Raw genomic sequence first — 25,625 nt, forward strand, 5'->3', positions numbered from 1 at the left:
CTGATCCTTGGTTCATGGGCACCAGTAAATCTCTAACGTAGGTTTCAGAAACGCCCGAATCGGCATGGCAGCGACATCGTCACCGGCCAGTGCGGCATTCAGGGTAGTCAGCTTGGACTGACCGGAAATCGATAGAACAGTGTGCTTCGCCGAGGCCAGCAACGCGCGACTCATGGTCAGGCGTTGACGGGGCACGGTCGGCGCCAGCATCGGCCAGCAACGACGGGTGCCGTCGACTTTCAAGGCCTCGGCCAGGTTCGGGCTGTGGGGGAACAGCGACGCGGTATGACCGTCGTCACCCATGCCGAGCACCAGCACGTCGATCGGCGGCAATTCGGCGAGCAAACGATCAGCCTGCTCGGCGGCCTGTTCCAGGTTGGCGGTGGCACTGTAGAGGCTCAGGAACTGAGCCTTGGCCGCCGGGCCTTGCAACAGGTAACGCTTGAGCAGACCGGCATTGCTGTCGGCATGTTCCACCGGCACCCAGCGCTCGTCAGCCAGGCTGACAACCACTTTCGACCAGTCCAGCGCCTGCTTGGCCAAGTGCTGAAAAAATGCCACCGGGCTGCGTCCGCCCGATACCACCAGCGTCGCGGCGCCTTGTGCGGCAATCGCGTCGCTCAGTTGCTTGGCCACCGTCAATGCCAGGCCTTCGGCCAGCAGCACTGGGCTTTTGAACTCATGGGCGCTGACGCCCTGAGGCAGTTTCAATTCAGATATCGCCATACCACGACCTCCCGTCCCGCGTAATCAGTGCGATGGAGCTCATCGGCCCCCAGGACCCGGCCGCGTAAGGCTTGGGCGCATCACCGGATTTTTTCCACCCGGCGATCAACTGGTCACACCACTTCCACGCGGCTTCGATTTCATCTTTACGGACAAACAAGTTCTGATTGCCGCGCATCACTTCCAGCAACAACCGCTCGTAGGCGTCGGGAATCCGCGCGCTGCGATAGGTGTCGGAAAAATTCAGCTGCAACGGACCGCTGCGCAGCTGCATGCCCTTGTCCAGGCCTTGTTCTTTAGTCATCACGCGCAAGGAAATGCCTTCGTCCGGTTGCAGGCGGATGATCAGTTTGTTGCTGATCTGCAAGCGCTGCTCGGGGGCGAAGATGTAATGCGACGGTTCCTTGAAGTGGATGACGATCTGCGACAGTTTCTGCGGCATGCGCTTGCCGGTGCGCAGGTAAAACGGCACACCGGCCCAGCGCCAGTTGCGAATGTCGGCACGCAGGGCGACGAAGGTTTCGGTGTCGCTCTGGGTGTTGGAGTTCGGCTCTTCCAGATACCCGGGCACCGATTTGCCTTCGCTGTGGCCGGCAATGTACTGGCCGCGCACCACTTGAGTGGTCAGGCCTTCCGGGCTGATCGGCGCCAGTGCCTTGAGGACTTTGACTTTCTCATCGCGAATGCTGTCGGCGGACAGGTCGGCCGGCGGGTCCATGGCGATCAGGCAGAGCAGCTGCAGCAGGTGATTCTGGATCATGTCCCGCAGCTGCCCGGCCTTGTCGAAATAGCCCCAACGGCCTTCGATCCCGACCTGCTCGGCCACGGTGATTTCCACGTGGGAGATGTAATTCTGGTTCCACTGGGTTTCGAACAGGCTGTTGGCAAAACGCAGAGCGATCAGGTTTTGTACGGTCTCTTTGCCCAGGTAGTGGTCGATACGGTAGGTGCGGTTCTCCGGGAAGAACTGCGCCACGGCATCGTTAACCTTGCGCGAGGATTCCAGGTCCGAGCCGATGGGTTTTTCCAGCACCACGCGGGTGTTTTCGCTCAGGCCGACCTTCGACAGGTTCTCGCAGATAGCGCCATAAACTGCCGCCGGCGTAGCGAAGTACGCAATCACCCGGTGGGCGCTGCCGGCCTGTTCGGCCAAGGCGACATAGTCGTCCGCCTTGAGGAAGTCGACGTGCAGGTAGCTCAAACGGGCCAGGAAACGCTCGAGCACGGCCTCATCCAGCTCTTTGGCACCGACATAGCGGCGCAGCTCAGCGGCAATGAACGCCAGATGCTGCTGCTCGCTGCCAGGTTCACGGGCCAACCCGATAATGCGCGTATCCTCATGAAGCAGGCCAGCGCCATCGAGTTGATAAAGGGCAGGAAATAGCTTGCGCAGGGCCAGATCGCCGAGAGCGCCGAACAAGGCAAAGGTGCACGGTTCAACCGTAATCGAAGGCATGATGTTTGTTCTTTTATCAAGTTAAGCTACAAATACCTTTTTTCAAGGCATCACTCAAGGGAAAATGTAGTAATAACCACAACATTTTCGCAAAATATAGATTCCGAGTGGTGGTCAGTCGGAGCCATCAGTAGGATAGGCCACCGTTATGGGCCGTATCAAAGGCCCAATTTGCATTAGCCGAACGCTTATTTGCGCTGCTGACCTAAGGAACATGAAATGGACCGCGTGCGAAATTTACTGGAACAAATCCAGAATCGCCTTGAAGACCTGAACAAGGCTGAACGCAAAGTCGCCGAAGTGATCCTGCTCAACCCGCAGCAGGCCACCCGGTTCAGTATCGCTGCCCTCGCCCAGGCCTCAAAGGTCAGCGAGCCGACGGTCAACCGTTTCTGCCGCTCGTTCGGCGTCAGCGGCTACCCGGAACTGAAATTGCAGCTGGCCCAGAGTCTGGCCAGTGGCGCGGCGTATGTCAGCCGCGCGGTGGAAGCCGACGATAATCCGGAAGCCTATACCCAAAAAATCTTCGGCAGCGCCATCGCGTCCCTGGACAGCGCCTGCCAGGCCTTGGACCCGAACCTGATCAGCCGCGCCGTCGACCTGTTGATCCAGGCCCGGCAGATCCACTTTTTCGGCCTCGGCGCTTCGGCTCCGGTGGCGCTGGATGCGCAGCACAAATTCTTCCGTTTCAACCTGGCGGTGACCGCCCATGCCGACGTGCTGATGCAGCGCATGATTGCTTCGGTGGCCCATACCGGTGAGTTATTCGTGATCATTTCCTACACCGGCCGCACCCGCGAACTGGTGGAAGTGGCGCGCATTGCCCGGGAAAACGGCGCCTCGGTGCTGGGCCTGACGGCCGAGGGTTCGCCGCTGGCCAAGGCCAGTACCTTGAGCCTGAACATTCCACTGCCGGAAGACACTGACATCTACATGCCGATGACCTCGCGGATCATTCAGTTGACCGTGCTCGATGTGCTCGCCACCGGCATGACCCTGCGCCGGGGCGTGGATTTCCAGCCGCATTTGCGCAAGATCAAGGAAAGCCTGAATGCCAGTCGGTATCCGATTGGGGATGAGTTTAATTAAGCCACGCCGATCATTCCCACGCTCAGCGTGGGAACGATCATCACGCCCCCACCCGCGCCTGCAAACTCAAATGCGCCCGCTCTCCCGGCGGCAGGCACAGGCTCTCGGTCCCGCCGCTGGCCGCTTCCACGCAGACAAATTCTAAAACCTCGGTCCAGCTCACGCCCAGCAATGGCCGCGAGCCCGGATGCCAGACCACCGTGTCCGCATGGTCACCGGTGTCGATGCACAGTTCCCGCTGCCAAGCGTGGTCCTTGAGCTGCAATTCGCCGTCATGCTGGAACACGCGCTGACAACCGCCGTCGACCCGCAACTCGCCTTCCTGCTGGCAAACCTGGCGATTCAACTGATCGTAACCCTGTGCGCCGTCAAGCCCAGACAGCGCTACCTCAGCCACGTCACCAATACGCCAATAGGCGTGCAACGCCTGGCTCAACTGGCACGGCATGTCATCCTGATGCTCGGTGCTCAGGCGCAAATCCATGCGTTCACCCAGGTGCGCGTGCAAGTCCACTTGCCAGTCGCACAGCTGTAACTGCCAGTGCAGGTGCACGCCCTCGTCATCACTGCGACTGTCGAGCAGTTTCCAGTCGAGCAAACGCGCCCAGCCATGGGACGGCCAGGCGTTTTCGCTTGGATGGCGGCCGTACCACGGCCAGCACACCGGCACACCGCCGCGAATCGCGCCGACATGGGGCCACTTCGCTGCGCACCACAGCCAGGGTTTCTGACCCTTTGGCTGGAAGTGCAGCAACTGCGCGCCCTGACGACTGAACACCGCCTGACACAGCGGATGATCGATCACCAGCACGTCGCGCATCTGATAGCGCTCCCACGCAAACACCGGGCGTTCGCGTAAGGATTTGAAGAAGCGTTGTAGCGGATGCTCAAGCATGTGCCACGGTCCTGAAAATCATTTTTCTACCTGATCGTTCCCACGCTCTGCGTGGGAATGCATCCCATGACGCTCTGCGTCACATACGATGGACGCAGAGCGTCCAGAGCGGCGTTACCACGCAGAGCGTGGGAACGATCTTTCCAGGGGGTGTGCTGCCCCCAAAAAAAAGCGGACAGCCATGGCCGTCCGCAAAAATGCGCACATAGAGAGGAGCTTATCGCAACAACGTTAGAACACCGACTGAATTTTCAGGCCGGCGACCAGCGCGTTATCAACTTCATCCACCCCCCCCGGATGAGTGATGTATTGCAGGTTAGGACGCACCGTCAGCCAGTTGGTAACGTGGAAGCCGTAGTTGATCTCGTAGTTGTACTCGGTGCTGCGCAGCGGCGAGAACAGTGGATCTTCGTAGTCGCTGACACCATTGGCGGCGTTGACCAACTCGGCGTTTTTCTTCACGTCATCGTTGACATGGATACGGGAGAAACCGATCCCGACGTCGTCTTTTGGACGAGCATCAAACGGGCCTTTGTACACAAACATCAACGACTGGTAGTTGTCGACGAAGTTGGTGTCCTTGTCATGGAAGGTGGCGTTGGCCGCGATGTTCAGACCGCGGGAAGCGTCGCCATTATGGGTCGTGAGTTGCTGCTGCGCGACGAACCAGTAGCCGTGCTTGCTGTTGTGGCTGCGATAGGCGTTACCGGTGGTCGCTGCATCATCGCCGCTGTCATCTTTACGGACATCATCGGCATCGGCCGTGCTCTTGTAGTAACCGACACGGTATTCGCCCGGCAGGTTGTTGACCTTCGGCGACCAGACCAGTTCGACCGGCAAGACGGTGCCCTTGGTACCACTGCCACTGAGCTTGAAGCCGTTACCGTGCTCCAGTTGCGATGGGTTCTGGTTGTACGCGCCGATCTGCGCATAGAACTCAGGCGTGATGTTGTACTTCACGCGAACCGCCGCCTGCATGACCGGCCAGTTGTACCAGATACCGGTCGCCCAGTTACCCGCTTGTGAACCGCAGAACGCCAGGTTCTGGAACTCGCAAGGGAAGGTGTTGAAGTCTTCGCCTTCGCCGAAGTAACCGGCCTTGACGTCCAGTTTACCGTCGAGGAACTGGTGCTTGATCCACAATTGGGTCAAACGGACCATATGGCCACGGCCGTAGACTTCCTGGGAGGAACTCAAGGTGCCGGCACGCGGATCGCCGACACGGTCATTGGATATGTTCTGACCGTTACGGTTGGTGAGCTGAATCTTGGCCTGGGTGTTATCCCAGCCCCACAGCTTTTCCAGGTCCAGCGCCACGCCCAAGCCAAACTGGTCGGCGTAACGCGCCGTCTTGTCGTCGTTGTAGCCGCCATGCAGGTTGGCGCCCACTTCACCAACGTAGTCGGCCTTGATGTCGATACCTTGCTCAATCAGCCTGGTCCGCTCGCCGCCCCAATCCCCGGTCATCCACTGCGAGTCGGCACTGAACGCGTCAGCCGCGTGCACGCTACCGGCCAGCATCATCGCCGCAACGGCTGACAACTGGCAGATAAGCTGAGCGTTGTTCTTCTTCTTCATCCCTACATCCTCGTCTTTATTGTTATTAACTGTTTTTATCTAACGCGGTTTACAACGATTGCGGCAGATGTCCCCATCTGCCGCGAATTCCCCCTGTGGGAACAGGCTCGCTCCCACATTTTTTGATCTTTATCTGCCTTTGAACTGCGCTACGTTGGCGCTGTGAGCTTCAGCTTTCGGCAGGCCGGCCACCCCCAGGCGCTCACCGGTCTTGGCATCGAACAACAGCACTTTCGAAGGATCGAATTGCAGGGTCAGAGTCTCGCCCACGGCCGGCGCAACGTCTGGTGCCAGACGGCAGCAGACTTTGGTGTCGTTGAGATTGACGAATACCAGGGTGTCGGGACCGGTCGGTTCGGTGACCTGCACTTCGGCACGAATGGTCGGCAAACCATTCGGCTCGCTGCCCGCCAGAACGATCTGCTCCGGGCGCATGCCGAGGATCACTTCGCGGTCTTCGAGCCCGGCGTCCTGCATGCCCAGCGGCAATTCGCAGCGCGCCTGACCGCTGTCGAGCAGCGCTACCAACCGACCTTCCTTACGCTGCAAACGCAGGGGAATGAAGTTCATCGGCGGTGAACCGATGAAGCTCGCCACGAACAGGTTGGCCGGGTTGTTGTAGATGTCTTTCGGCGTACCAAACTGCTGAATGATCCCGTCCTTCATCACCGCTACTTTGTCGCCCAGGGTCATGGCTTCGATCTGGTCGTGGGTCACGTAGACCGTGGTGGTTTTCAGGCGCTGATGCATCAGTTTCATTTCGGTGCGCATCTCGACCCGCAGCTTGGCGTCGAGGTTGGACAGCGGTTCGTCGAACAGGTAAATCTTCGGCCGCCGCGCCAGCGCCCGGCCCATCGCCACGCGCTGTTGCTGACCACCGGAGAGCTGGCCAGGCTTGCGGCTGAGCAGGTGTTCGATTTGCAACAGCTTGGCCACGCGAGCGACTTCTTCGTCGATTTCGGCGGCCGGCATTTTGCGAATCTTCAGACCGAACGCGATGTTGTCGCGCACGCTCATCGTCGGGTACAGCGCGTAGGACTGAAACACCATGGCGATGTCGCGATCTTTCGGGCTCATGCCGCTGATGTCGGCGTCATCCACCAGGATCGCGCCGCCGCTGATGTTTTCAAGTCCGGCGATGCAGTTCATCAGCGTGGATTTGCCGCAGCCCGATGGGCCGACCAGGATCAGGAACTCACCGTCATTGATCTTCAGTTCGATGTTTTTCAGGGTGTCCGGCAAACCGGCACCGTAGGTCTTGTTGACGTTGCGTAATTCGAGAGTTGCCATGTTCTACCCCTTGACCGCGCCGGACGTCAGCCCACGCAGGAAATACTTGCCAGCGAATATGTAGACCAGCAGTGTCGGCAGCCCGGCGATCATCGCGGCGGCCATATCAACGTTGTATTCCTTGGCCCCGGTGCTGGTGTTGACCAGGTTGTTCAGGGCCACGGTAATCGGCTGGGCATCGCCACTGGCGAAGACCACGCCGAACAGGAAGTCATTCCAGATTTGCGTGAACTGCCAGATCAGGCAGACCATCACGATCGGGATCGACATCGGCAGCAGGATCTTCCAGAAAATCGTGAAGAAGCCCGCGCCATCCAGCCGCGCAGCTTTGACCAGCGCATCCGGAATGCTCACGTAGTAGTTGCGGAAGAACAGCGTGGTGAACGCCAGGCCGTAGACGATGTGCACCAGCACCAGCCCCGTGGTGGTGTTGGCCAGGCCAAGTTTGCCGACAGTGAAAGAGGCTGGCAGCAGAACGGTCTGGAACGGCAGGAAGCAACCGAACAGCAGCAGGCCGAAGAACAATTGCGAACCACGGAAGCGCCACATCGACAGCACGTAGCCGTTCATGGCCCCGATGAAGGTGGAGATCAACACCGCTGGCACGGTGATTTTTACCGAGTTCCAGAAGTAGCCGCCCACGACGTCCCAAGCCTTGATCCAGCCAATGCCGTCAATCACTTGCGGCCAGCTCAACAGGTTGCCGGTGCGGATGTCTTCCGGGGATTTGAAACTGGTCAGCAACATCACCACCAGCGGGACCAGATAGATCGCCGCGGCCAGCAACAGGGTTGCATAAATGGCGATGCGGCTGAAGCTGATACCTGGTTTGCCAAGTTGATTACTCATGGCGTTTGCCTCGCAATTCGGAGTACAGGTACGGCACCAGAATCGCCAGGATCGCGCCGAGCATCATCATGGCGCTCGCCGAACCAATGCCCATCTGGCCACGGCTGAAAGTGAAGGAGTACATGAACATCGCCGGCAGGTCGGATGAGTAACCGGGACCGCCCGCGGTCATCGCCGCCACCAGGTCGAAGCTCTTGATCGCGATGTGCGCCAGGATCATGAAAGCGCTGAAGAACACCGGGCGCAGGCTCGGCAATACGATCTTCAAGTAGATGGTCGGCAAGCTCGCACCGTCGACTTGTGCCGCGCGGATAATCGATTGATCGACGCCACGCAGGCCGGCCAGGAACATCGCCATCACAAACCCGGAAGCTTGCCATACAGCGGCGATCACCAGGCAATACACCACGCGATCCTGATCCACCAGCCAGTCGAGACGGAAGCCTTCCCAGCCCCAGTCACGCAGCATCTTGTCCAGACCCAGCCCTGGGTTGAGCAGCCATTTCCAGGCGGTACCGGTAACGATCATCGAGAGCGCCATCGGGTACAGGTAAACGGTGCGGATGAAGCCTTCCTTGCGAATGCGCTGATCCAGCAGCACGGCGAGGAACACGCCCAATACCAGGCTGATGCCGATGAACATGCCGCCGAACACCGCGAGGTTCTTGCTCGCGACCCACCAGCGATCGTTGTCCATCAAGCGGATGTATTGCTGCAGGCCGACCCACTTGTAGCTCGGCATGAAGCTGGAGTTGGTGAAGGACAAAACAAATGTCCAGATGATGTAACCGTAAAAACCAACCAGGACGATCAGCATGCTAGGCGCCAAAACCAGCTTGGGGAGCCAGCGCTGCAATGCGTCGAACGGTGAGGCTTTGCTAAAAACCGCCACAGAGCTCATCGGGATAATCCATTGCAAGAAATGAAGATCAAACCTGTAGGAGCCGGCTTGCTGGCGAACCTAACGACACGGTGTGTCAGGCACACCGCCTTCGCCGGCAAGCCGGCTCCTACAGTTGGCAGATCATCGATGGATGCCGCAGGCCAGGCCTGCGGCGGCCTTGGTTTTACTGGGCAGCTTTGACGGCCGACGCCAGTTGCGCGCTGGCCTTGGCCGGGTCAGCGTTCTTGTCGTTCATGAAGTTGGTGACCACATCGAAGATCGCGCCCTGCACGGCCAGGGACGTGGCCATGTTGTGCGCCATACTCGGTTGCAGACCGCCGGTCTTCTCGTCTGCCAGGAAATCCTTGGCGGACGCTTGAGCGCAAGAGTCAAAACCGAGCTTGTCCATCTCGCTCAACATGTCGGTGCGCACCGGGATCGAACCCTTGTTGATGCTGAAGACCTTCTGGAAGTCTGTGCCCAGAGCGACCTTGGCCAGGTCTTGCTGGGCGGCGATGTCGCCTTTGCGATCGGCTTTGAGCTTGAACACAGCCAGCGAGTCGATGTTGTAGGTGAAGGCTTTTTCAGTGCCCGGGAACGGTACGCATTGGTAGTCCTTGCCCGCGACTTTCTTCGCGGCGGTCCATTCGCTCTTGGCCCAGTCGCCCATCATCTGCATGCCGGCCTTGCCACTGATGACGTCGGCGGCTGCGATGTTCCAGTCACGACCGGCGCGGTTCGGGTCCATGTAGCCAGTGACTTTTTTCAGCTCGGTGAAGGCCTTGGCCATCTCGGGCCCGGAGAGGGTTTTCTGATCCAGGTCGACCAGGGCTTTCTTGTAACCGTCTGCGCCCATGACCGAGAGCACCACGTCTTCAAACACGGTGCTGTCCTGCCAAGGCTGGCCACCGTGCGCAAGCGCGATGAAACCGGCGGCTTTGAGCTTGTCGCCCGCGGCATAGAATTCTTCGAGGGTGGTCGGCGCTTTATCGATCCCGGCTTTCTTGAAGACTTCCGGGTTGATCCACAGCCAGTTGACGCGGTGAATGTTCACCGGCACGGCGACGTAATCGCCTTCGTATTTCACAGTGTCGGAGACTTTCTTGATCAGCAGGTTATCCCAGCCTTCGGACTTGGAAACGTCTTTGAGGGTGTCGGTGCTGAGCAGGCCAGTGCTGCCCCACTCCTGGATGTCCGGCCCCTTGATCTGGGCAACGCCCGGCGGGTTACCGGCCACGGCGCGGCTTTTGAGTACGGTCATGGCCGTGGAGCCGCCACCGCCGGCGACTGCGCCGTCTTTCCAGGTGAAGCCGTCTTTTTCGACTTGGGTCTTGAGCACATCGACGGCCGCTTTTTCACCACCAGACGTCCACCAGTGAACGACTTCCACCGAACCTTTGGCATCGGCGGCAAGGGCACTGACGGGAAATGCAGCAACGGGAAGCAGTGAAGCGAGAGAAATGACAGTAGCGAGGCGAGAAATCGCATTCATCTAGTAGTACCTTTCTTGTTGTTATGCATGCAAGTCTGGTGCTTGCGCTGCATAGGATTCTAAACAGGGGATGTCCCTTCGCAGGTAACGAAGGGACGCGCGAATGTCACCACATGGTTACACAGGAGCATTCTGGGACCATTGCGCCAGTGCAGTGGCCATGCTCGGCGCTAGCGGCAGGCGCGGGATCAAAACGGCTTGCCAGGCGTGATACAGATCGGGTTTGCCGGCCCTGATATCGGCGCTCGGACGGTTCAGCGGATCGAGTTCGTGATGCCAGCTGCCATCGCAGCGGTCAATGAAATGACTGTCACAGAATTCCCAGAACAGTCGGTACCAGTGCTCGTATTGCTCCTCACCGGTGCGTTTGAGCAGCGCACTGGCGGCGGCGCTGGCTTCGCAATGAGTCCAGTGCAAACGATGGCGAACCACCGCGCGATTGTCCCAGTCGAGGGTGTAGACCATGCCCGGCGCACCGTCGACGTCCCAGCCGTGACGGCAATTGTGCTCGAACAGTTTTTGCGCATCGGTGGCGAGCCAGCCCGGCGTGAGCATGCCGGCCTGCACCCGCGCCGCTTCAAGGTGCAGCAACAGCCGCGCCCATTCGAAGCCATGGCCCGGCGTGGTGCCGTAAGGGCGGAATCCGTCAGCCGGGTTGTCGTGGTTGTAGTCGCGTAGCGGCTGCCAGTCGCGGTCGAAATGCTCGACCACCAGATAATCGTTGGACGCGGCGTGATCGTGAATGACGCGCTCGACGATGCGCTGGGCGCGAATCAGCCAGCGGTTGTCCTCGGTGACATCGGCCAGGGCGAGAAAGGCTTCGGTGGCGTGCATGTTGCTGTTGGCGCCGCGATAGGCCTCCTCGCAACTGAAGTCGCGGTTGAAGGATTCGCGCATGGCGCCCTCCTCCTCACTCCAGAAATGCGTGTCGATGATGTGGATCGCATCGTCGAGCAAGGCTTGTGCACCCGGGCGCTGAGCGACCACCGCAGAACTCGCGGCCAACGCCACGAAAGCATGCAGATAAGCAGCTTTGCCGGTATTGCCGTCGCGGTGTTCGGGCGTGGCGAACCAGCCGCCGTGTTCGGGATCACGCAGCGGCCCGCGGAGGGCGTTGATGCCGTGATCCACCAGCTCGGCAAAACCCGGCAGGCCCTGGATGTGGGCCATGGCGAAGCTGTGGGTCATGCGCGCGGTGTTCATGGTTTCGGCTTGCGCGTTGGCCGGCAGGCGACCCTTTTCATCGAGGTTGCCGAAGCCTTCGGCAAGCTTTGAAGCCTTGGCGAATCCCAGCAGGCGCAGGCCTTCAGCGGCGAGCCATTGCTGATGGGCAGGCGCGTTCAGCCAACGGCTGAAGGCGGGTTGGAAGGTGTCCATGGGAATACCTTTTTTGTTGTTATGACCGTGGGCAGTCTAAACAACGGGAGATGGCAGGCAGGTAACGAAGGGGGCGAGCTATGTCACCGAGTCGTGACATTAGCCCCGACTCTGAGGTGAGTGCTGTCTTGTGGCGAGGGAGCGTTTTCAATCCATTGATCGCGGCAACTGCAGCGTCACCCGCAACCCGCCTTCACGCAGGTTTTGCAGGCTGACTTCACCGCCATGGCTATGAGCAATGTTGCGTGCAATCCCCAGCCCCAGGCCATAACCCTGCTGCTGCCCGGCCAGGCGGAAGTGCGGCTCGAACACCTGCTCCAACCGCTGCTCCGGCACGCCTGGCCCTTCATCGTCGACATGCAGGACGAACGCGCTTTCGTCGTCATCGATGTGCAGGTGCGCGTTCTGCCCATACTTCAAGGCGTTGTCGATCAGGTTGCCGATGCACCGCTTGAGCGCCAATGGCTTACCGGGATACGGCGCCAGCGCCCGGCCATGTTGAGTCACACGGCCATTGCCGTTGGGCGCCAGATACGGTTCCACCAGGCAATTGAGCACATGGTTGAGGTCCACCGGCTCGATGTTTTCATGAATGTCGGTGTCTTTCACGCATTGCAATGCGCCCTTGACCAGCAACTCCAGCTCATCCAGATCGCGTCCGAATTTGGCCTGCAGTTTTTCGTCTTCGAGCAGTTCCACCCGCAGTCGCAATCGGGTGATCGGCGTGCGCAAGTCATGGGAAATCGCGCTGAACAACTGGCTGCGTTCGGTCAGGTAACGGCTGATACGCTCGCGCATCGCATTGAACGCACGGCCCACTTCCACCACTTCACTGCCGCCGCCCTCGGCCACCGGTTCGACTTCCGCACCCAGCGACATTTCCCGCGCCGCCCGCGCCAATCGCTTGAGCGGCCGGCTCTGCCAATGCACCAACAGACCGATGAACAGCAGCAAGAAACCGCTGGTGAGAACGATGAACCAGACCTGCTGCGCGGGCAGGCCTTGCTCTTCAAGACTGGTGTAGGGTTCGGGCAACAATGAGGCGATGTACAGCCATTCCCCCGGTGCCATCTGGATTTGCGTGACCAACACCGGCGGGTTCACCGGTTCCAGGGTCAACGCGTAATGCGCCCAAGAGCGCGGCAACTCATCGAGCTTCAAGCCGCCGTTGAAAATCCGCAGGTCTTCGGGGCTGACGAAGGTCACCGAGATATCGGTGTCCTGGCCCAACGACTGGCGCAGCACTTCGTCCACAGCCTTGAGCACCGCCTCTTTGCGGGGGGTGATCGGCAGCACTTCCATCCCTAAGGGTTTGTCGTTGAGGGTCACCACGAACCGGGTGCCGCCCATGCTGCGCAATTGATCGAGTACCAGCGGACGAAACGCCACCGGCAACGAACGGAAATAACTGACGCTGGCCGTCATCGAATGCGCCAGGCTACGAGCGCTGGTGACCAGGCCTTCAAGTTGCGTGGCGCGCAATTGCGAAACCCAGATCACGCTCGACAGCGCCTGGGCGAACAGGACAGCCAGCAACGTCAGCAGCAACATGCGCCCGAGCAGCGAGCGCGGTACCGGCACCTGCCTGGCGAGCTTGCGCAGAAGATCAGTGACCATTGCTGGCAACCACATTGGCGGCCAATTGGTAGCCACTGCCGCGCACGGTACGGATCAGCCGCGGCGGCTTTTCGGTGTCGCGCAGGCGCTGGCGCAAACGGCTGACCGCCATGTCGACGATGCGATCGAGCGGCATCAAGTCACGGCCACGGGTGGCGTTGCCGATGGTGTCGCGGTCGAGAATTTCCTGGGGGTGATCGAGGAACAGTTTCAGCAGCGCGAAATCGGCGCCGGAGAGAATCACTTCCTCGCCGTCGATGTGGAACAGTCGATGGCTGACCATGTCCAGCCGCCAGTCGTCGAAAGCCAGCATTTCACTGCCGGAACGCTCCTGACCGAACTGCGCGCGGCGCAACAAGGCTTTGATGCGCGCCTGCAATTCACGGGGGCTGAAGGGTTTGCCGAGGTAGTCGTCGGCGCCCAGTTCCAGGCCGATGACGCGGTCGGCCTCGTCGGAACTGGCGGTGAGCATGATGATTGGCACATGGGCCTGGCGCGGGTGTTGGCGGACCCAGCGGCAAAGGCTGAAACCGTCTTCGTCCGGCAGCATCACATCGAGAATCACCAGATCGCTCGGCGCCTCGTTCAGGGCCTGACGAAAGCCTGCACCATCGGGCGTGGTGCGGACCTGGAAACCGGCGCGGGTCAGGTAGGTGTCCAGCAACTCGCGTATCTCTTGATCGTCATCGACCAACAAAATTGACTTGTTGACTGAGCTCACGGGGCGGCGTCCTTGTTGTTTGAATTAGGTGGATTATGCCTTAAGCACGAAACCAACAAACACCGCGTCGATCGTTCCCACGCAGAGCGTGGGAACGATCATTACTGCGCTTGCTCCAGCGCCACACCCGCGCCCACCAACCCGGAATACGGCGCCGTCACCAGCCACACCGGAATGCCTTTGAAGTAATCGCTCATGCAGCCCTTGTCGGCGAAGCACCGGGCGAAACCACTTTCGAGGAAGAAATCGGCAAACCGTGGAATCACCCCGCCAACGATGTAGACACCGCCGCGCGCGCCGGTGGTCAGCACATTGTTGCCGGCCACGCGCCCCAGCCAGCAGCAGAACTGCTCGAGCACTTCCAGGGCAATCGGGTCGCCCGCCAGCCCGGCCGCGGTAATCGCCTCAGGCGTGTCGAGCACCGGCGTGTGACCGTCCACCGCGCAGATCGCCCGGTAGACCCGCGGCAAACCACTGCCGCTCAATGCCGTTTCAGCGCTGACATGGCCGATCTCATTGAAGATGTGCTGCCACAGTTGGGTTTCTCGCGGGCTGCTCAGCGGCAGGTCGACGTGACCGCCCTCCCCCGGCAGCGGGGCAAAACGGTCCTCGCCCAGATCGAGCAAGGTGCCCACGCCCAGGCCAGTACCCGGACCGATCACCACCGCCGGCCGCAACGGTTCCGGCGTGCCTTCGCAGACCACCCGAAACTCGCCCGGCTGCAAACGGGTCATGCCCAACGCCATCGCCGAGAAGTCGTTGACCAGCAGCAATTGATCCACCTGCAAAGTCTTGCAGAACCCCTTGCGGCTGAGCCGCCAGTGATTGTTGGTGAACTTGAATTCATCGCCGCTCACGGGGCCTGCCACCGACAGGCACACCGAACCGATCGAACCCGGCGCCAGACCAAGCCCGCTCAGGTAAAGCGCAATGGCCTCCTCCGGGCTGGCGTGGTCTGCCGTCGCCAGCACCTGGATCGATTCCAGCTGCTGGTTTTTCCACAACGCGAAACGTGCGTTGGTGCCACCGATGTCACCGACCAAAGCCAGTTTCAATTAAGCGTCTCCAGGGCAGAAGTAAAGGCGCTGGCGCCTTGCTCTGCGGAGCTGAAGGCCATGCGCATGAAACCAAACAGTTCGCGACCGCTGCCGATGTTGTTGCCCAACAGACCCTTGGCAGGTTCGCGCGCTGCGAATTCTTTGGCGTCCACCTTAAGCTCCAAGGTGCCTTTGACGCCATCGACGCGGATGATATCGCCCTCTTGCACTCGCGCCAAAGCGCCACCCACATAAGCTTCGGGGCTGACGTGGATCGCCGCCGGGATTTTCCCCGAGGCGCCGGACATGCGCCCGTCAGTCACCAACGCAACTTTGAAGCCACGGTCCTGCAACACGCCGAGGAACGGCGTCATCTTATGCAGCTCCGGCATGCCGTTGGAGCGCGGGCCCTGAAAGCGCATCACGGCGACAAAATCCTTCTCGAGCAAACCGGCCTTGAACGCATCGGCCAGGTCCTGTTGATCCTGGAACACCATGGCCGGCGCTTCGACGACCTGGTTTTCCAAAGCGACGGCGGATACTTTCATCACGCCACGGCCGAGGTTGCCTTCCATTACGCGCAAGCCACCCTCAGGCGAGAATGCGCGAGCGACCGGACGCAGGATGTTTTCGTCGAGGCTTTCGATCGGGCCTTCGCGCCAGACCAGTTCGCCGTTATCGAGGAACGGTTCTTTGGTGTAGCGGCTCAGGCCGTGGCCGAGCACGGTGTTGACGTTTTCGTGTAGCAGGCCGGCTTCCAGCAGTTCGCGGATCAGGAACGACATGCCGCCCGCTGCTTGGAAGTGGTTGATGTCGGCTTTACCGTTCGGGTAGACGTGGCTCAGGGTCGGCACCACCTCGGAGAGGTCGGCCATGTCCTGCCACGTCAATTGAATACCCGCGGCCATGGCGATGGCCGGCATGTGCAGCGTGTGGTTGGTCGAGCCGCCGGTGGCGTGCAACGCAACAATCGAGTTGACCAGCGAACGCTCGTCGACGATTTCGCCGATCGGCATGAAGTCGCCGTTCTGCTTGGTCAGGCGGGTAACCTGGTGCGCCGCTTCGCGGGTCAGGGCATCGCGCAACGGGGTGTTCGGGTTGACAAACGAGGCGCCCGGCAAGTGCAGGCCCATCACTTCCATCAGTAACTGGTTGGTGTTGGCGGTGCCGTAGAAGGTGCAGGTGCCAGGGCTGTGATAGGACTTCATCTCCGATTCCAGCAGCTCTTCGCGCGTCGCCTTGCCTTCGGCGTAGCGCTGGCGCACATCGGCTTTCTGTTTGTTGGAGATGCCCGACACCATCGGCCCGCCCGGCACGAAAATCGTCGGTAAATGACCGAAACGCAACGCGCCCATCATCAGGCCTGGCACGATCTTGTCGCAGATGCCGAGCATCAGCGCGCCGTCGAACATATTGTGGGAAAGCGCTACGGCAGTGGACAGCGCGATCACTTCACGACTCGGCAGGCTCAATTCCATGCCCGGCTCGCCTTGGGTCACGCCATCGCACATCGCGGGAGTGCCACCGGCGAACTGACCGACGGAGCCGATTTCGCGCAGGGCCTTTTTGATCTGTTCAGGGAAGACTTCGTACGGCTGGTGCGCCGAGAGCATGTCGTTATATGACGAAACGATGGCGATGTTGGCGGAGTTCATCATCCGCAGGCTGTGCTTGTCGTCGCTGCCACACCCGGCCACGCCATGGGCGAAGTTGGCGCATTGCAGCTTGCCGCGCATCGGGCCGTCGCTGGCGGCGCCGCGGATCAATGCAAGGTAAGCCTCACGCGTGGTGCGGCTGCGGGCGATAAGCCGTTCGGTGACCTCAAGGACGCGGGGATGCATGTGTAGAACTCCAGGCTAACGGATGTGGCGACCTGATTGTCTATGCTGATCAAGCTCCGCTGTGATTGGGATGACAGACGGTTTTCTTGATCATTCGGACCAGTTGATTCAGGTCACTCGTTGTAGATAAAACAAAATATTGCCACTAAAAAGGCTTGTTTTCTATTTTTTTGCGAATAATCTTGTAATTCCAACAACAAACCGACGGCGGCGCTGTAAATGACTCTTCGAATCGCAATCAATGGTTTTGGCCGTATTGGCCGTAATGTCCTGCGCGCACTGTATACCCAAGGCTATCGGGAGGATCTGCAGATCGTAGCGATCAACGATCTGGGCGACAGTTCGATGAACGCGCATCTACTCAAATACGACACCGTTCACGGTACATTCGATGCCGATGTTCAGCACGATCAGGAAAGCCTGACCGTCAACGGCGACCGTATTTCGGTCAGCGCCATTCGCAACCCGGCTGAACTGCCTTGGGCTGCGGAAAAGGTCGACGTCGTGTTCGAATGCACCGGTCTGTTCACCGACCGTGCCAAAGCCGCCGCGCATATTACGGCCGGCGCGCGCAAAGTGATTATCTCGGCCCCGGCCAAAGGCGCTGACGCCACCGTGGTTTACGGGGTTAACCACGACATTCTGCGCCAATCACACCAGATCATTTCCAACGCCTCATGCACCACCAACTGCCTGGCCCCGGTGGCCCAGGTGCTGCATCGCGAGCTGGGCATCGAAAGCGGTCTGATGACCACCATCCATGCCTACACCAACGATCAGAACCTGACCGACGTCTACCACACCGACCCGTACCGCGCCCGTTCCGCCACCCAGAACATGATCCCGAGCAAGACCGGCGCCGCTGAAGCGGTAGGCCTGGTGCTGCCGGAACTGGCGGGCAAACTGACCGGCATGGCGGTGCGTGTTCCGGTGATCAACGTGTCATTGGTGGACCTGACCGTGCAGCTCAAGCGTGAAGCGTCGGCCGATGAAGTCAATGCGCTGCTCAAAGAAGCCAGCCAGCATTCGAAGATTCTGGGTTACAACACCCTGCCGCTGGTTTCCAGCGACTTCAACCACAACCCGCTGTCGTCGATCTTCGACGCCAACCACACCAAGTCCAGCGGCAAGCTGCTCAAAGTGCTGGCCTGGTACGACAACGAATGGGGCTTCTCCAACCGCATGCTCGATAACTGCCTGGCACTCTGCAACGCAGAATAAACAGCTCGACACCTGTGTCGACGCGGCCCCGTAGGCGCTGCCGCAGGCTTCGATCCTTTAATCTTTTATCGGTCTCACCATCGGTCAAGATCAAAAGATCGCAGCCTTCGGCAGCGCCTACAGGAAACGCCGAAAAATGCGTCGTCGCAGGCGCGCATTCTCGTCTGGAGAAGCAAGCGATGATCGGTATCAGCTTTACGCAAAAGACCCTGGCCGCGCGTAAGCGTATCGCCCTGGTTGCCCATGACCACTGCAAAGTGTTTTTGCTGGACTGGGCCGAGCGGCAGAAAGACAAACTCGCGCAACACGAACTGGTCGCCACCGGCACGACGGGGTTGTTGTTGCAACAACGCCTCGACCTGCCGGTGGAAAGCATGATTAGCGGTCCGCTGGGCGGTGATCAGCAACTCGGCGCGCGAATCGCCGAGCAGCGGGTCGACATGCTGGTGTTCTTCTGGGACCCGTTCGAACCGCAACCCCACGACCCGGACATCAAGGCGCTGCTGCGGGTCGCGGCGGTGTGGAACATCCCGGTGGCCTGCAACGAGTGCAGCGCCGATTACCTGCTCAGTAGCCCGTTGATGGATCAGGCTCACGAACACCGCATTCCGGATTACGCGACCTATCTGTCGGGACGGTGCTAGCACAGGCTTGCGGTCTGCCGACAGGTTTTGATCTCGGGAAGTCACTCGCCGCGCAGGCGCTCAAAATGAGCCTGCGCGTATTCTTCAGGCCTCGGATCCCAGTTTTTGATACCGGGCGTGTGCATCTCCCGCAAACGCTCGACAACCAAAAAATGCAGCTGCTCCGGCGTCTGCCATCCCCACCGCTGTGCCAGGTCGAGTTGTTCTATCAGCCAGGCGCTCGGCGACAGGTCTTCCGGCAATCGGGCAAGGTCCTCACTGTGCTCGGCCAACAGGTACTGACCCACATTCGCCAACAGGATCGCCCGCGCCTGGTTGACCGGTGCCGGAATATCCAGCCATTGCGGAGCGTCGGGGACCGGGTATTCACCCGACGCAGGATTCTCTACTGTCGTCCAGTGCTCGCCCTGCCAGTAACAGGCACTGATGACCGGCCCCAGATATTCGGGGTACGCCGACTCGGGAAGATGAGCCAGTGCTCGCGCCAACACCCGGTTATCGTGGAAACGGTACAGCGCCTGTTGCGATCGCTTCCCGATTAACAGACGTTCGCGCCAATGTTTCACCAGCATTGCGATTGAGTGTTTTTCGATGCTCGCCAGCCACCCCCAATCCAGGGACTGCCCTTCGAACAACTCATTGAGCGATGACGGATTCAGACTATCGATTGAAAAAATAAACGGGCCGCCCACGGCCAGCGCGGCGACGGCGGTTTCCCTGTAGATGCTGCGATAGTGTTCAGGTGTCAGCTGGTGCAACAAACTCTGATGAATTCGCGGCGCCGCCTTCGAGTCAAGTATCAAACCCAGACTGCGGCCAAGTTGTGATTGCTGCACCATCCACTGAACAGGCAGGTTGCTCATGCGCAGACTCCTTCGGTTGAACAAACGCCCTCTCGACAGGCCTCGCAGATCGGGCAGAAGTCTGCGCATTGCTCGCGAGCCAGCGCCATCAGCGACCGTTGGACAAAAGCGATGACCGGCGCTCGTTCGATCGGGGTCGTCAATGCCTGAGTTGCACCCGGTATCAACGGTGCCGCCAGCGTACCTAGCGCGGGGCTCCCCCCCACCTCGATTGCACAACTGCTGTAAATGCCACTCGAACAGATCACAAAATGCTGATCGCCAGCACACAAGGTCATGTTATCGCCTGCGTCGAGCACCAGTTTCACCCCGCCTTTGAAATGAATTTCCTGACCCGCCTCTGCGACCAGCACCTCACCCACATAGGTATGGCTGCTTAGCGCGATGTGCAGATGATCATTGGCCATTAGCCGCGTTTTGCGGTCGCCTGTGGTGGTGCGATGTTCTTCGGTCTTGAACACACTGGTGCTGGTGCCCCTGATCGTTTCCCGGCGCTCGCGACCGACTTCCAGCCGACTGTCGTTTTCAATTTTTTGCTCCATGTCGCGCTGCGCCCGAAGGTAGATCAGCTCTTGCCCGGCGCGATCTTCGATATACAATTCATTGAACCCTGTGCTCTTGCTCGAACTGCGACTACGAAAGACGCTTCGGGTCTTGTTCTGCGGCAGTTCATAGGGCACCGGGTTGGTACGGTGAGGCAGACAACCGGAAATCACAGGGCGATCGGGGTCGCCATCCATAAAGGTGATCAATACTTCCATGCCGACACGGGGAATGCTGACCATTCCGTAGCCGTCGCCAGCCAAAACGGTCGAGACTCTCAGCCAGCAACTGCTTTTATCGGTTTGCGGGTCGGTACGGTCCCAGTAAAAACAGACTTTGACCCGACCGTATTCATCACAGTGGATTTCCTCTCCTGCCGGCCCGGTAACTTTGGCGGTCTGACTGCCGGAAAGGGTCGGTTTGGGGTATTTTTTCGGCGGCCGATATGGAGTCTCCCAAGGCGTCGCGGTGAAGGTATTTCGATAACCCTGAAAGTCCGCGGCATGGATCTGGCAGGGCATCGCCTCTTCCAGCACTTGTAATTGCTGGCCTTCATGCGTCACGCCGGTCAGGAGCCAAAGATCATTCCATTGCGCACAATGATGATCAGTCATGATGAGAAAGTGACCGCTGTGCAGGTTACCGAGATCGCTGGCGCCTTCCGCCAAGCGGTAGTCGCTGCGATGTTGCTCCAGCTGGCGCGTGGCCAGCCGCTTGCCCTCATCACCGCTTTTAAAACGTCCCGGCGCCCGGTAGTCCTCCAGGGGCGGAACGGCCAGGCTTTTGCTTTTTTCTTCGAGAAGCCGGTTGGGCTTTTCGAAGTCATAGTCCCGAATCGCCACTTGACTGGGTCGAGCGGCGAAACGCACGCCGAAAGTGTCAATCACCGGGTGATCGGCAACCTGACCATTTTTTTGTCGAAAGGTTGACGGGGCCAACCGGCGAAAACAGGTCTGATCATCGCCAAACACTAATAGGTGCCCTTGTGGGCTGTGCTGAAAATGGTAGTGAATACCCGACTCTTCACAGAGTCGCTGAATAAATCCCAGATCGGTTTCATTGAACTGAACACAGTACTCGCGTGGCGGATAGACGCTTGGGCCCAATTGAAAAGTGAACGTATCGCCGAGCATGCCGTGCTTGTTCAACACTTCGGTAATGATCTGCTCGACGCTGCGTTGCTGAAAAATTCGCTGGTCGCTGCAGAAGGCCAGATACGCCAGTTGAGGCACTAATGTCAGTTCATAACGCGTCAGTCGTTTACCTGACTCTCGCTGCGCAACGCTATAAACCAGCCCGTGCAAGCCCTCGCCGGGAGGGCCAAAGCCTAGGAATGCAGGTTTGTGCAGCGGCGTCTCGAGGTCAAAATTTGACCGTTCACTGACCAGCTCCAGCGTCACCTCATAGGGCTGGCTGATCGATTCACTGGCTTTGAAGGCCAGGACTTGAAAGTCATGCTGCAACCCGCTGATATCGAAATAGAAGTGCGGTTTGGAGATTGAGTCATGCATCGCAGAGTCCTTTAAAATGTTGACCACGCTCAGCTGATCGAATCGATATCCAGCGGCTCGCGGGCCAGCCGAAAGCCATCATCCAATTGCCTTGGAATCATTGCGTACTGCACCGGGCTCTGGTTTTCAGCGTGTTTTGCCCAGCGCTCCACGCTACCGGTGAACGCCGGTAACTGGGCAGCACTGCCATACACATCCGCCAGGGTAAGGCGGCGATAGCGCACGGTTTGCAAGCGCTTATGGGTTTTTTCCAGGCGACTTCGCTCTCGGTACAGGGCATTCATCGCGGCGTTTTCCTTCGTCGTCGCACCACGCGGCCCCTCGTTATGGCGCACCTGGCGGGCATATTCGTAAAGTTTCTCCTTGAGCGTTGCCAAGGCGTCTTCGACGACGCGGTACTCGCGGTCGGTGACAATGGACACGCCGTTCTCCTGGGTTTGCTGCCAGCGGCGCAAAGTCGCCCAGGCACAAGGGATGTAGCTGGCGATCATCATGTGGTCGGTGTAATTGATCAGTTGCGCGAGCAGGCCATCGCGAGCCGGCATATCAGCCCGTCGGGTCTTTTCCAGCATGGCGGTACAGGCGGCCGCTTCGATGGACTCGCAATCCGGGTCCCACAAAATCGACGACCACTCCTTATCATCAAAGCGCACAGGCATGAAATGCTGCTGTTGCCCATGATGCTGATAGGGATCACCGCCCACGCGCACCAGACCGGCGCCAAACAGCAACATGCCATAGGGGCCGGAAACGACCGTCGTCGCCAGGCCCGGGACCCAGATCTTCCAGTTAGCGTCCATCCATGGCGCCGGTACGCCGGGCACCGGGTCGTTGTGATTGACCATGCGGTGGTGGACGAGGTCGCTGGCGCCTTCAACAAAGGTTGAGTCGCCGGCGCGTGGGGCGCCGTAGGTGTAGAGGAGGATGTTGTATTTATGCGTGGTGTTTCGACGCAGTGCTTCGGCCAGCAGCAAGGCGATAGCTCCCCCGAGACTGTGGCCGCATATGATGATTTTTTGACCTGCGTAGAATCGGTGCAAATAGTTTTGCACGAACTCGCTGAGCGCTTGATATGCGCTGTAAAACCCCTTATGAACCTGCCCGACACCCTCCTCGAACGGAACCTGAAGCGCATGCACATCACGTAATGCATCTTTCAGACTGGCCGTGCCGCGCACCGAAATCAGAATGACTTCATCGTGATGACACATGAACGCCTGGGTATCGCCGCCATCTTCCCGATCATCGAAAAAATGTTGGTTGGCCGGATGTTCCTGGTCCTTGCCTTTGTCCGGGTGATTTTGCTCATACAGCGTCGGGTCGAACGGCAGGATTTCCAGCCGTTTTGAATACGGCACATCCTCGTACAACGGGTAAAATCTCTGGGACTGGCTCTTATCAATTCGCCAATTTTCCCGGTAACTGGCCAACGCCTCGCCGAACAGATTGCCGATGCTCGGGTCCTCAGGAAAGCGCACTTTATCCAGCGGTTTTTCGCGCGGGTCTTGGGCGAAGTCGGTGTAACTCAAGGTCGCCATCAGTGCCAGTTGATAGAGATTCAGCGCACAAAATTTGTCATCCGTAGACAACAGTGGCCGCAAGGCGCGCATCGGCCGCACTTCCAGCACAGTGTGTCGGTTGGGGCTCAACGCAACGCCGAACGAATGCTCGGGGCCGAAACCCAGCTCGCTCATGGCCCGAAGCAGTGCTCTTTTTGGTTCGTAGAAGCGCTTGACCACCGGTGGTAAATGCGCGCCTTCACGGACCAGATCCCGCACCTCGACCTGGATAAAGACATCGGCGTCCTTGATGGCCGGGTTGTGTTCACGACGAAATCCGTCTTCGTGGAAGAAACGGGTTTGTTCGGCGCGGAACTGGAGTTCGGTGATGGGGAGGGGGTAGTAGTCTCGTTTTATCAACCGTTCATAGGGTTTGTCGAGTCCGCTGTACCGCTTGTCCAAGTTGAGTACGACAGTTCCTCGGTAATGGTTCTCTAGTTTTGCAAATCCCTCACCATCCAATCGTCCGGTATATTCCTGGCCGACACTGTCCACAACGGTGTAAGGCAAACCACCATAGGGTTTCCCGTCACCTTGCTCGTCAACTAGTCGAAAACTCGTCCAGTGCCCCCGTAGCGGGCAAACCAGCATTTTGCTGCTGAAACAAGAGTGATCTCGCTCCTGATGTGCCATATCTGATTTCCTTATTCAGTGCAGTTGGGGTAGACGGTGCACTCGCGACCATCCGGCATTTTGAAAGACTTGAAATCGACGGTGTTACCACGGCAAAAAGCGTCTTGATCCTCGAGGTTTTCACCTAGGCAACGTTTCCAACCTTGCGGAAAGCGGATCCAGGTGTCCTGCCCAAAGGGCCGCTCCTCGGCCGCCATCCCGAACACCATCCTCACCGTCCTGCCCGGCAATTGATCGCGCTGCAATACCCCGCCCGCTATGCGCTTCACCATTTGTCCATCCGCGTCGACGGCCCGACAGTGCAGGATTTTTATGATCGCCCGCTTGGGTCCCACCGTGCGAAACAGCCACTGGCATTGCCCTTGAAACGCCTGAATACCGGAGGCTGGAAAACCTGGACGGTCATCTGCAAGTTCGTCATAAAAGGACAGGCTGGCAAAATCATTACTGCCATCGAGCCGAGCTGGCCCCCATTTCGCTCGCAAATTCAACCTCAAACTACTCAACACCAACGGACAGCCGCCCGCGCGCGTCGTCAACGGGATCTGAAACTCGGCCGTGCGCGCAATGCTTTGGAATTCACTGGTGAAAAACTTGCGGTTCGGCGCCACTTTTCCACGCTGGCGCGGCGGCGCCTCACAGGTTTCGCCGCTGGCCGGCTCGTAATAGGCATCGGCCTTGACCCTGAAATCGGCCGGCACTTGGGCCTGCAAGGTAAAACTCTCTGACGGTGCAAAAACACAACCGCCAGCGGCAAGCGCCAGCGCAATGATTGCCAGTGCGCGAGCAAATTGCCCGCTCGCGAAACACGACGATGGACCGTTATTGAGAACTGGCTTATCCCATTCCTGGCGTGCTGTCACTTGATGCTCCTGCCAACTGACTCCGTAGAAAACGAAGTATCAACAGGGGTATAGCAGTCATCCAGAACTGTCTGAGGGGCCAGGAAACGTTTGGGACCGCGCCTACGCCAATCTCTGAAATATCTGACATTTTCAGCCATGCAATGATTGGGAGCTGGGCAATTTTCCGCAAAGCGAGCAGCTCTCTATTAGCGTCCTCCCCTCCCGCGCTGAACGTATGACGACGCTTACAAAACTAGTACTTGATCGCCCACTCAGATGATAAGCATTATCATTCGCTCGAAATGGATCAGGTCCTCCCGTGAGTCAATTGCATTTCAATCACCTCTTCATCGCCCAGCGCCTCTCGCTGCTGCGCACGCTGGAGCGGATGGTCAACAATCACAGCACCGTCGAAGACCTCTTGCAGGAAACCTACCTGAGCGTGACCCGAGCGCTCAGCGAGCGGACCATCGATCACCTTGAACCCTTCGTGTTCCAGACCGCCCGCAACCTGGCGCCGCCAGTGTCTGAAAGACGAAGGCCAGGGTCAGCATGCCAACGGCAGCTATGGCCGCAAGACCGTCACATAGCCGGTTTTTAACTGAATAGATAAAGCGCAATAACGTTTATCAATTAACGCCAACTTTGTCTTTATTTATAACTGATCACGCTATTGCAGCCATCCCGAAATAGCGGTTTTGTCGGTAGATTCTAATAAATCAATATCACTGCAAAATCAAATGACCAATACTTGCCAAAACAAAAAAACAAACTAGCGTCTAAACCTCAACTGATACGCTTTATTTCTTTAATTTTTATCCCGAGGTCTCTGCACAGGGCTTTCCGGGCATTAGCCTTATGCCTGCCAAAGCCCCCCCCTAAGTCATTAATTAACAATGGAATGTGACCATGCATTGATCTAAATCAGACGATTGAACAGCGAACGAAACTAACC

General features: G+C 58.8%; 20 protein-coding genes and 1 pseudogene. 4 read left to right on the plus strand and 17 right to left on the minus strand.

Annotation, left to right across the window (positions count from 1 at the left end):
- Positions 1-12: 12 nt before the first annotated feature.
- Positions 13-726: a 6-phosphogluconolactonase gene (pgl, locus tag LOY56_RS19875; protein ID WP_258616715.1), complete on the minus strand. Its 714-nt coding sequence runs from the start codon at positions 724-726 to the stop codon at positions 13-15.
- A complete protein-coding gene (gene zwf / locus LOY56_RS19880) occupies positions 713-2,182 on the minus strand; it encodes a glucose-6-phosphate dehydrogenase (protein ID WP_258616716.1) in 1,470 nt (489 codons plus the stop codon). Before zwf ends, pgl begins: the two co-directional genes overlap by 14 nt.
- 228 nt (positions 2,183-2,410) lie before the next feature.
- On the opposite strand from zwf, the gene LOY56_RS19885 reads away from it, so the two are divergent.
- Positions 2,411-3,271 (plus strand): MurR/RpiR family transcriptional regulator, encoded by an 861-nt coding sequence (locus tag LOY56_RS19885; protein WP_258622787.1) that lies wholly within the window; start codon positions 2,411-2,413, stop codon positions 3,269-3,271.
- A 40-nt stretch (positions 3,272-3,311) separates the two neighbouring features.
- Here LOY56_RS19885 and LOY56_RS19890 read toward each other — a convergent pair whose 3' ends face one another.
- The 11 genes from LOY56_RS19890 to edd form a co-directional block, all read right to left on the minus strand.
- Positions 3,312-4,166 carry a D-hexose-6-phosphate mutarotase gene (locus tag LOY56_RS19890; RefSeq protein ID WP_258616717.1) on the minus strand — a complete coding sequence of 285 codons (855 nt, stop codon included), beginning with the start codon at positions 4,164-4,166 and terminating at the stop codon, positions 3,312-3,314.
- 231 nt (positions 4,167-4,397) lie between these two features.
- Positions 4,398-5,744 (minus strand): carbohydrate porin, encoded by a 1,347-nt coding sequence (locus LOY56_RS19895; protein ID WP_258616719.1) that lies wholly within the window; start codon positions 5,742-5,744, stop codon positions 4,398-4,400.
- 129 nt (positions 5,745-5,873) lie between these two features.
- On the minus strand, positions 5,874-7,034 hold the full coding sequence (locus LOY56_RS19900) for an ABC transporter ATP-binding protein (RefSeq protein ID WP_258616720.1): 1,161 nt from the start codon (positions 7,032-7,034) through the stop codon (positions 5,874-5,876).
- Positions 7,035-7,037: 3 nt separating this feature from the next.
- Positions 7,038-7,883, minus strand: a complete 846-nt coding sequence (locus LOY56_RS19905) for a carbohydrate ABC transporter permease (RefSeq protein ID WP_258616721.1) — start codon at positions 7,881-7,883, stop codon at positions 7,038-7,040.
- A complete protein-coding gene (locus LOY56_RS19910) occupies positions 7,876-8,784 on the minus strand; it encodes a carbohydrate ABC transporter permease (protein WP_007902369.1) in 909 nt (302 codons plus the stop codon). Before LOY56_RS19910 ends, LOY56_RS19905 begins: the two co-directional genes overlap by 8 nt.
- Before the next feature lie 166 nt (positions 8,785-8,950).
- The gene (locus LOY56_RS19915; RefSeq protein ID WP_258616722.1) at positions 8,951-10,258 is read right to left on the minus strand and encodes an ABC transporter substrate-binding protein; all 1,308 of its coding nucleotides are present in this window, start codon (positions 10,256-10,258) and stop codon (positions 8,951-8,953) included.
- A 117-nt stretch (positions 10,259-10,375) separates the two neighbouring features.
- The gene (locus tag LOY56_RS19920) at positions 10,376-11,635 is read right to left on the minus strand and encodes an AGE family epimerase/isomerase (RefSeq protein ID WP_258616723.1); all 1,260 of its coding nucleotides are present in this window, start codon (positions 11,633-11,635) and stop codon (positions 10,376-10,378) included.
- A 147-nt stretch (positions 11,636-11,782) separates the two neighbouring features.
- A complete protein-coding gene (locus LOY56_RS19925) occupies positions 11,783-13,252 on the minus strand; it encodes an ATP-binding protein (protein WP_258616724.1) in 1,470 nt (489 codons plus the stop codon).
- Entirely contained in the window at positions 13,242-13,973 is a 732-nt protein-coding gene (locus tag LOY56_RS19930) for a response regulator (protein ID WP_258616725.1), read from the minus strand. The genes LOY56_RS19925 and LOY56_RS19930 overlap by 11 nt, the downstream gene beginning before the upstream one ends.
- 101 nt (positions 13,974-14,074) lie before the next feature.
- Entirely contained in the window at positions 14,075-15,028 is a 954-nt protein-coding gene (locus LOY56_RS19935) for a glucokinase (protein WP_258616727.1), read from the minus strand.
- Positions 15,025-16,851 (minus strand): phosphogluconate dehydratase, encoded by a 1,827-nt coding sequence (gene edd, locus LOY56_RS19940; RefSeq protein ID WP_258616728.1) that lies wholly within the window; start codon positions 16,849-16,851, stop codon positions 15,025-15,027. Before edd ends, LOY56_RS19935 begins: the two co-directional genes overlap by 4 nt.
- 219 nt (positions 16,852-17,070) lie before the next feature.
- On the opposite strand from edd, the gene gap reads away from it, so the two are divergent.
- Both gap and LOY56_RS19950 read left to right on the plus strand, forming a co-directional pair.
- The gene (gene gap, locus LOY56_RS19945) at positions 17,071-18,072 is read left to right on the plus strand and encodes a type I glyceraldehyde-3-phosphate dehydrogenase (protein WP_258616729.1); all 1,002 of its coding nucleotides are present in this window, start codon (positions 17,071-17,073) and stop codon (positions 18,070-18,072) included.
- A gap of 179 nt (positions 18,073-18,251) precedes the next feature.
- The gene (locus LOY56_RS19950) at positions 18,252-18,716 is read left to right on the plus strand and encodes a methylglyoxal synthase (RefSeq protein ID WP_258616730.1); all 465 of its coding nucleotides are present in this window, start codon (positions 18,252-18,254) and stop codon (positions 18,714-18,716) included.
- Between the two features lie 41 nt (positions 18,717-18,757).
- Here LOY56_RS19950 and LOY56_RS19955 read toward each other — a convergent pair whose 3' ends face one another.
- Genes LOY56_RS19955 through LOY56_RS19970 form a run of 4 tightly spaced genes read right to left on the minus strand, consistent with a single transcriptional unit; the run spans position 18,758 to position 24,688 of the window.
- Positions 18,758-19,579: a DUF4123 domain-containing protein gene (locus LOY56_RS19955; protein WP_258616732.1), complete on the minus strand. Its 822-nt coding sequence runs from the start codon at positions 19,577-19,579 to the stop codon at positions 18,758-18,760.
- Entirely contained in the window at positions 19,576-21,633 is a 2,058-nt protein-coding gene (gene tssI / locus LOY56_RS19960) for a type VI secretion system tip protein TssI/VgrG (protein ID WP_258616733.1), read from the minus strand. Before tssI ends, LOY56_RS19955 begins: the two co-directional genes overlap by 4 nt.
- A gap of 29 nt (positions 21,634-21,662) precedes the next feature.
- Positions 21,663-23,825 carry a lipase family protein gene (locus tag LOY56_RS19965; protein ID WP_258616734.1) on the minus strand — a complete coding sequence of 721 codons (2,163 nt, stop codon included), beginning with the start codon at positions 23,823-23,825 and terminating at the stop codon, positions 21,663-21,665.
- 11 nt (positions 23,826-23,836) lie between these two features.
- The gene (locus LOY56_RS19970) at positions 23,837-24,688 is read right to left on the minus strand and encodes a hypothetical protein (RefSeq protein WP_258616736.1); all 852 of its coding nucleotides are present in this window, start codon (positions 24,686-24,688) and stop codon (positions 23,837-23,839) included.
- Positions 24,689-24,989: 301 nt separating this feature from the next.
- Between LOY56_RS19970 and LOY56_RS19975 the strand changes: the two are divergent.
- A pseudogene (locus LOY56_RS19975) lies at positions 24,990-25,250 on the plus strand (RNA polymerase sigma factor); the annotation flags it as partial.
- Positions 25,251-25,625 lie beyond the last annotated feature (375 nt).

This window comes from Pseudomonas sp. B21-048 (assembly GCF_024748615.1).
Lineage (GTDB): Bacteria > Pseudomonadota > Gammaproteobacteria > Pseudomonadales > Pseudomonadaceae > Aquipseudomonas.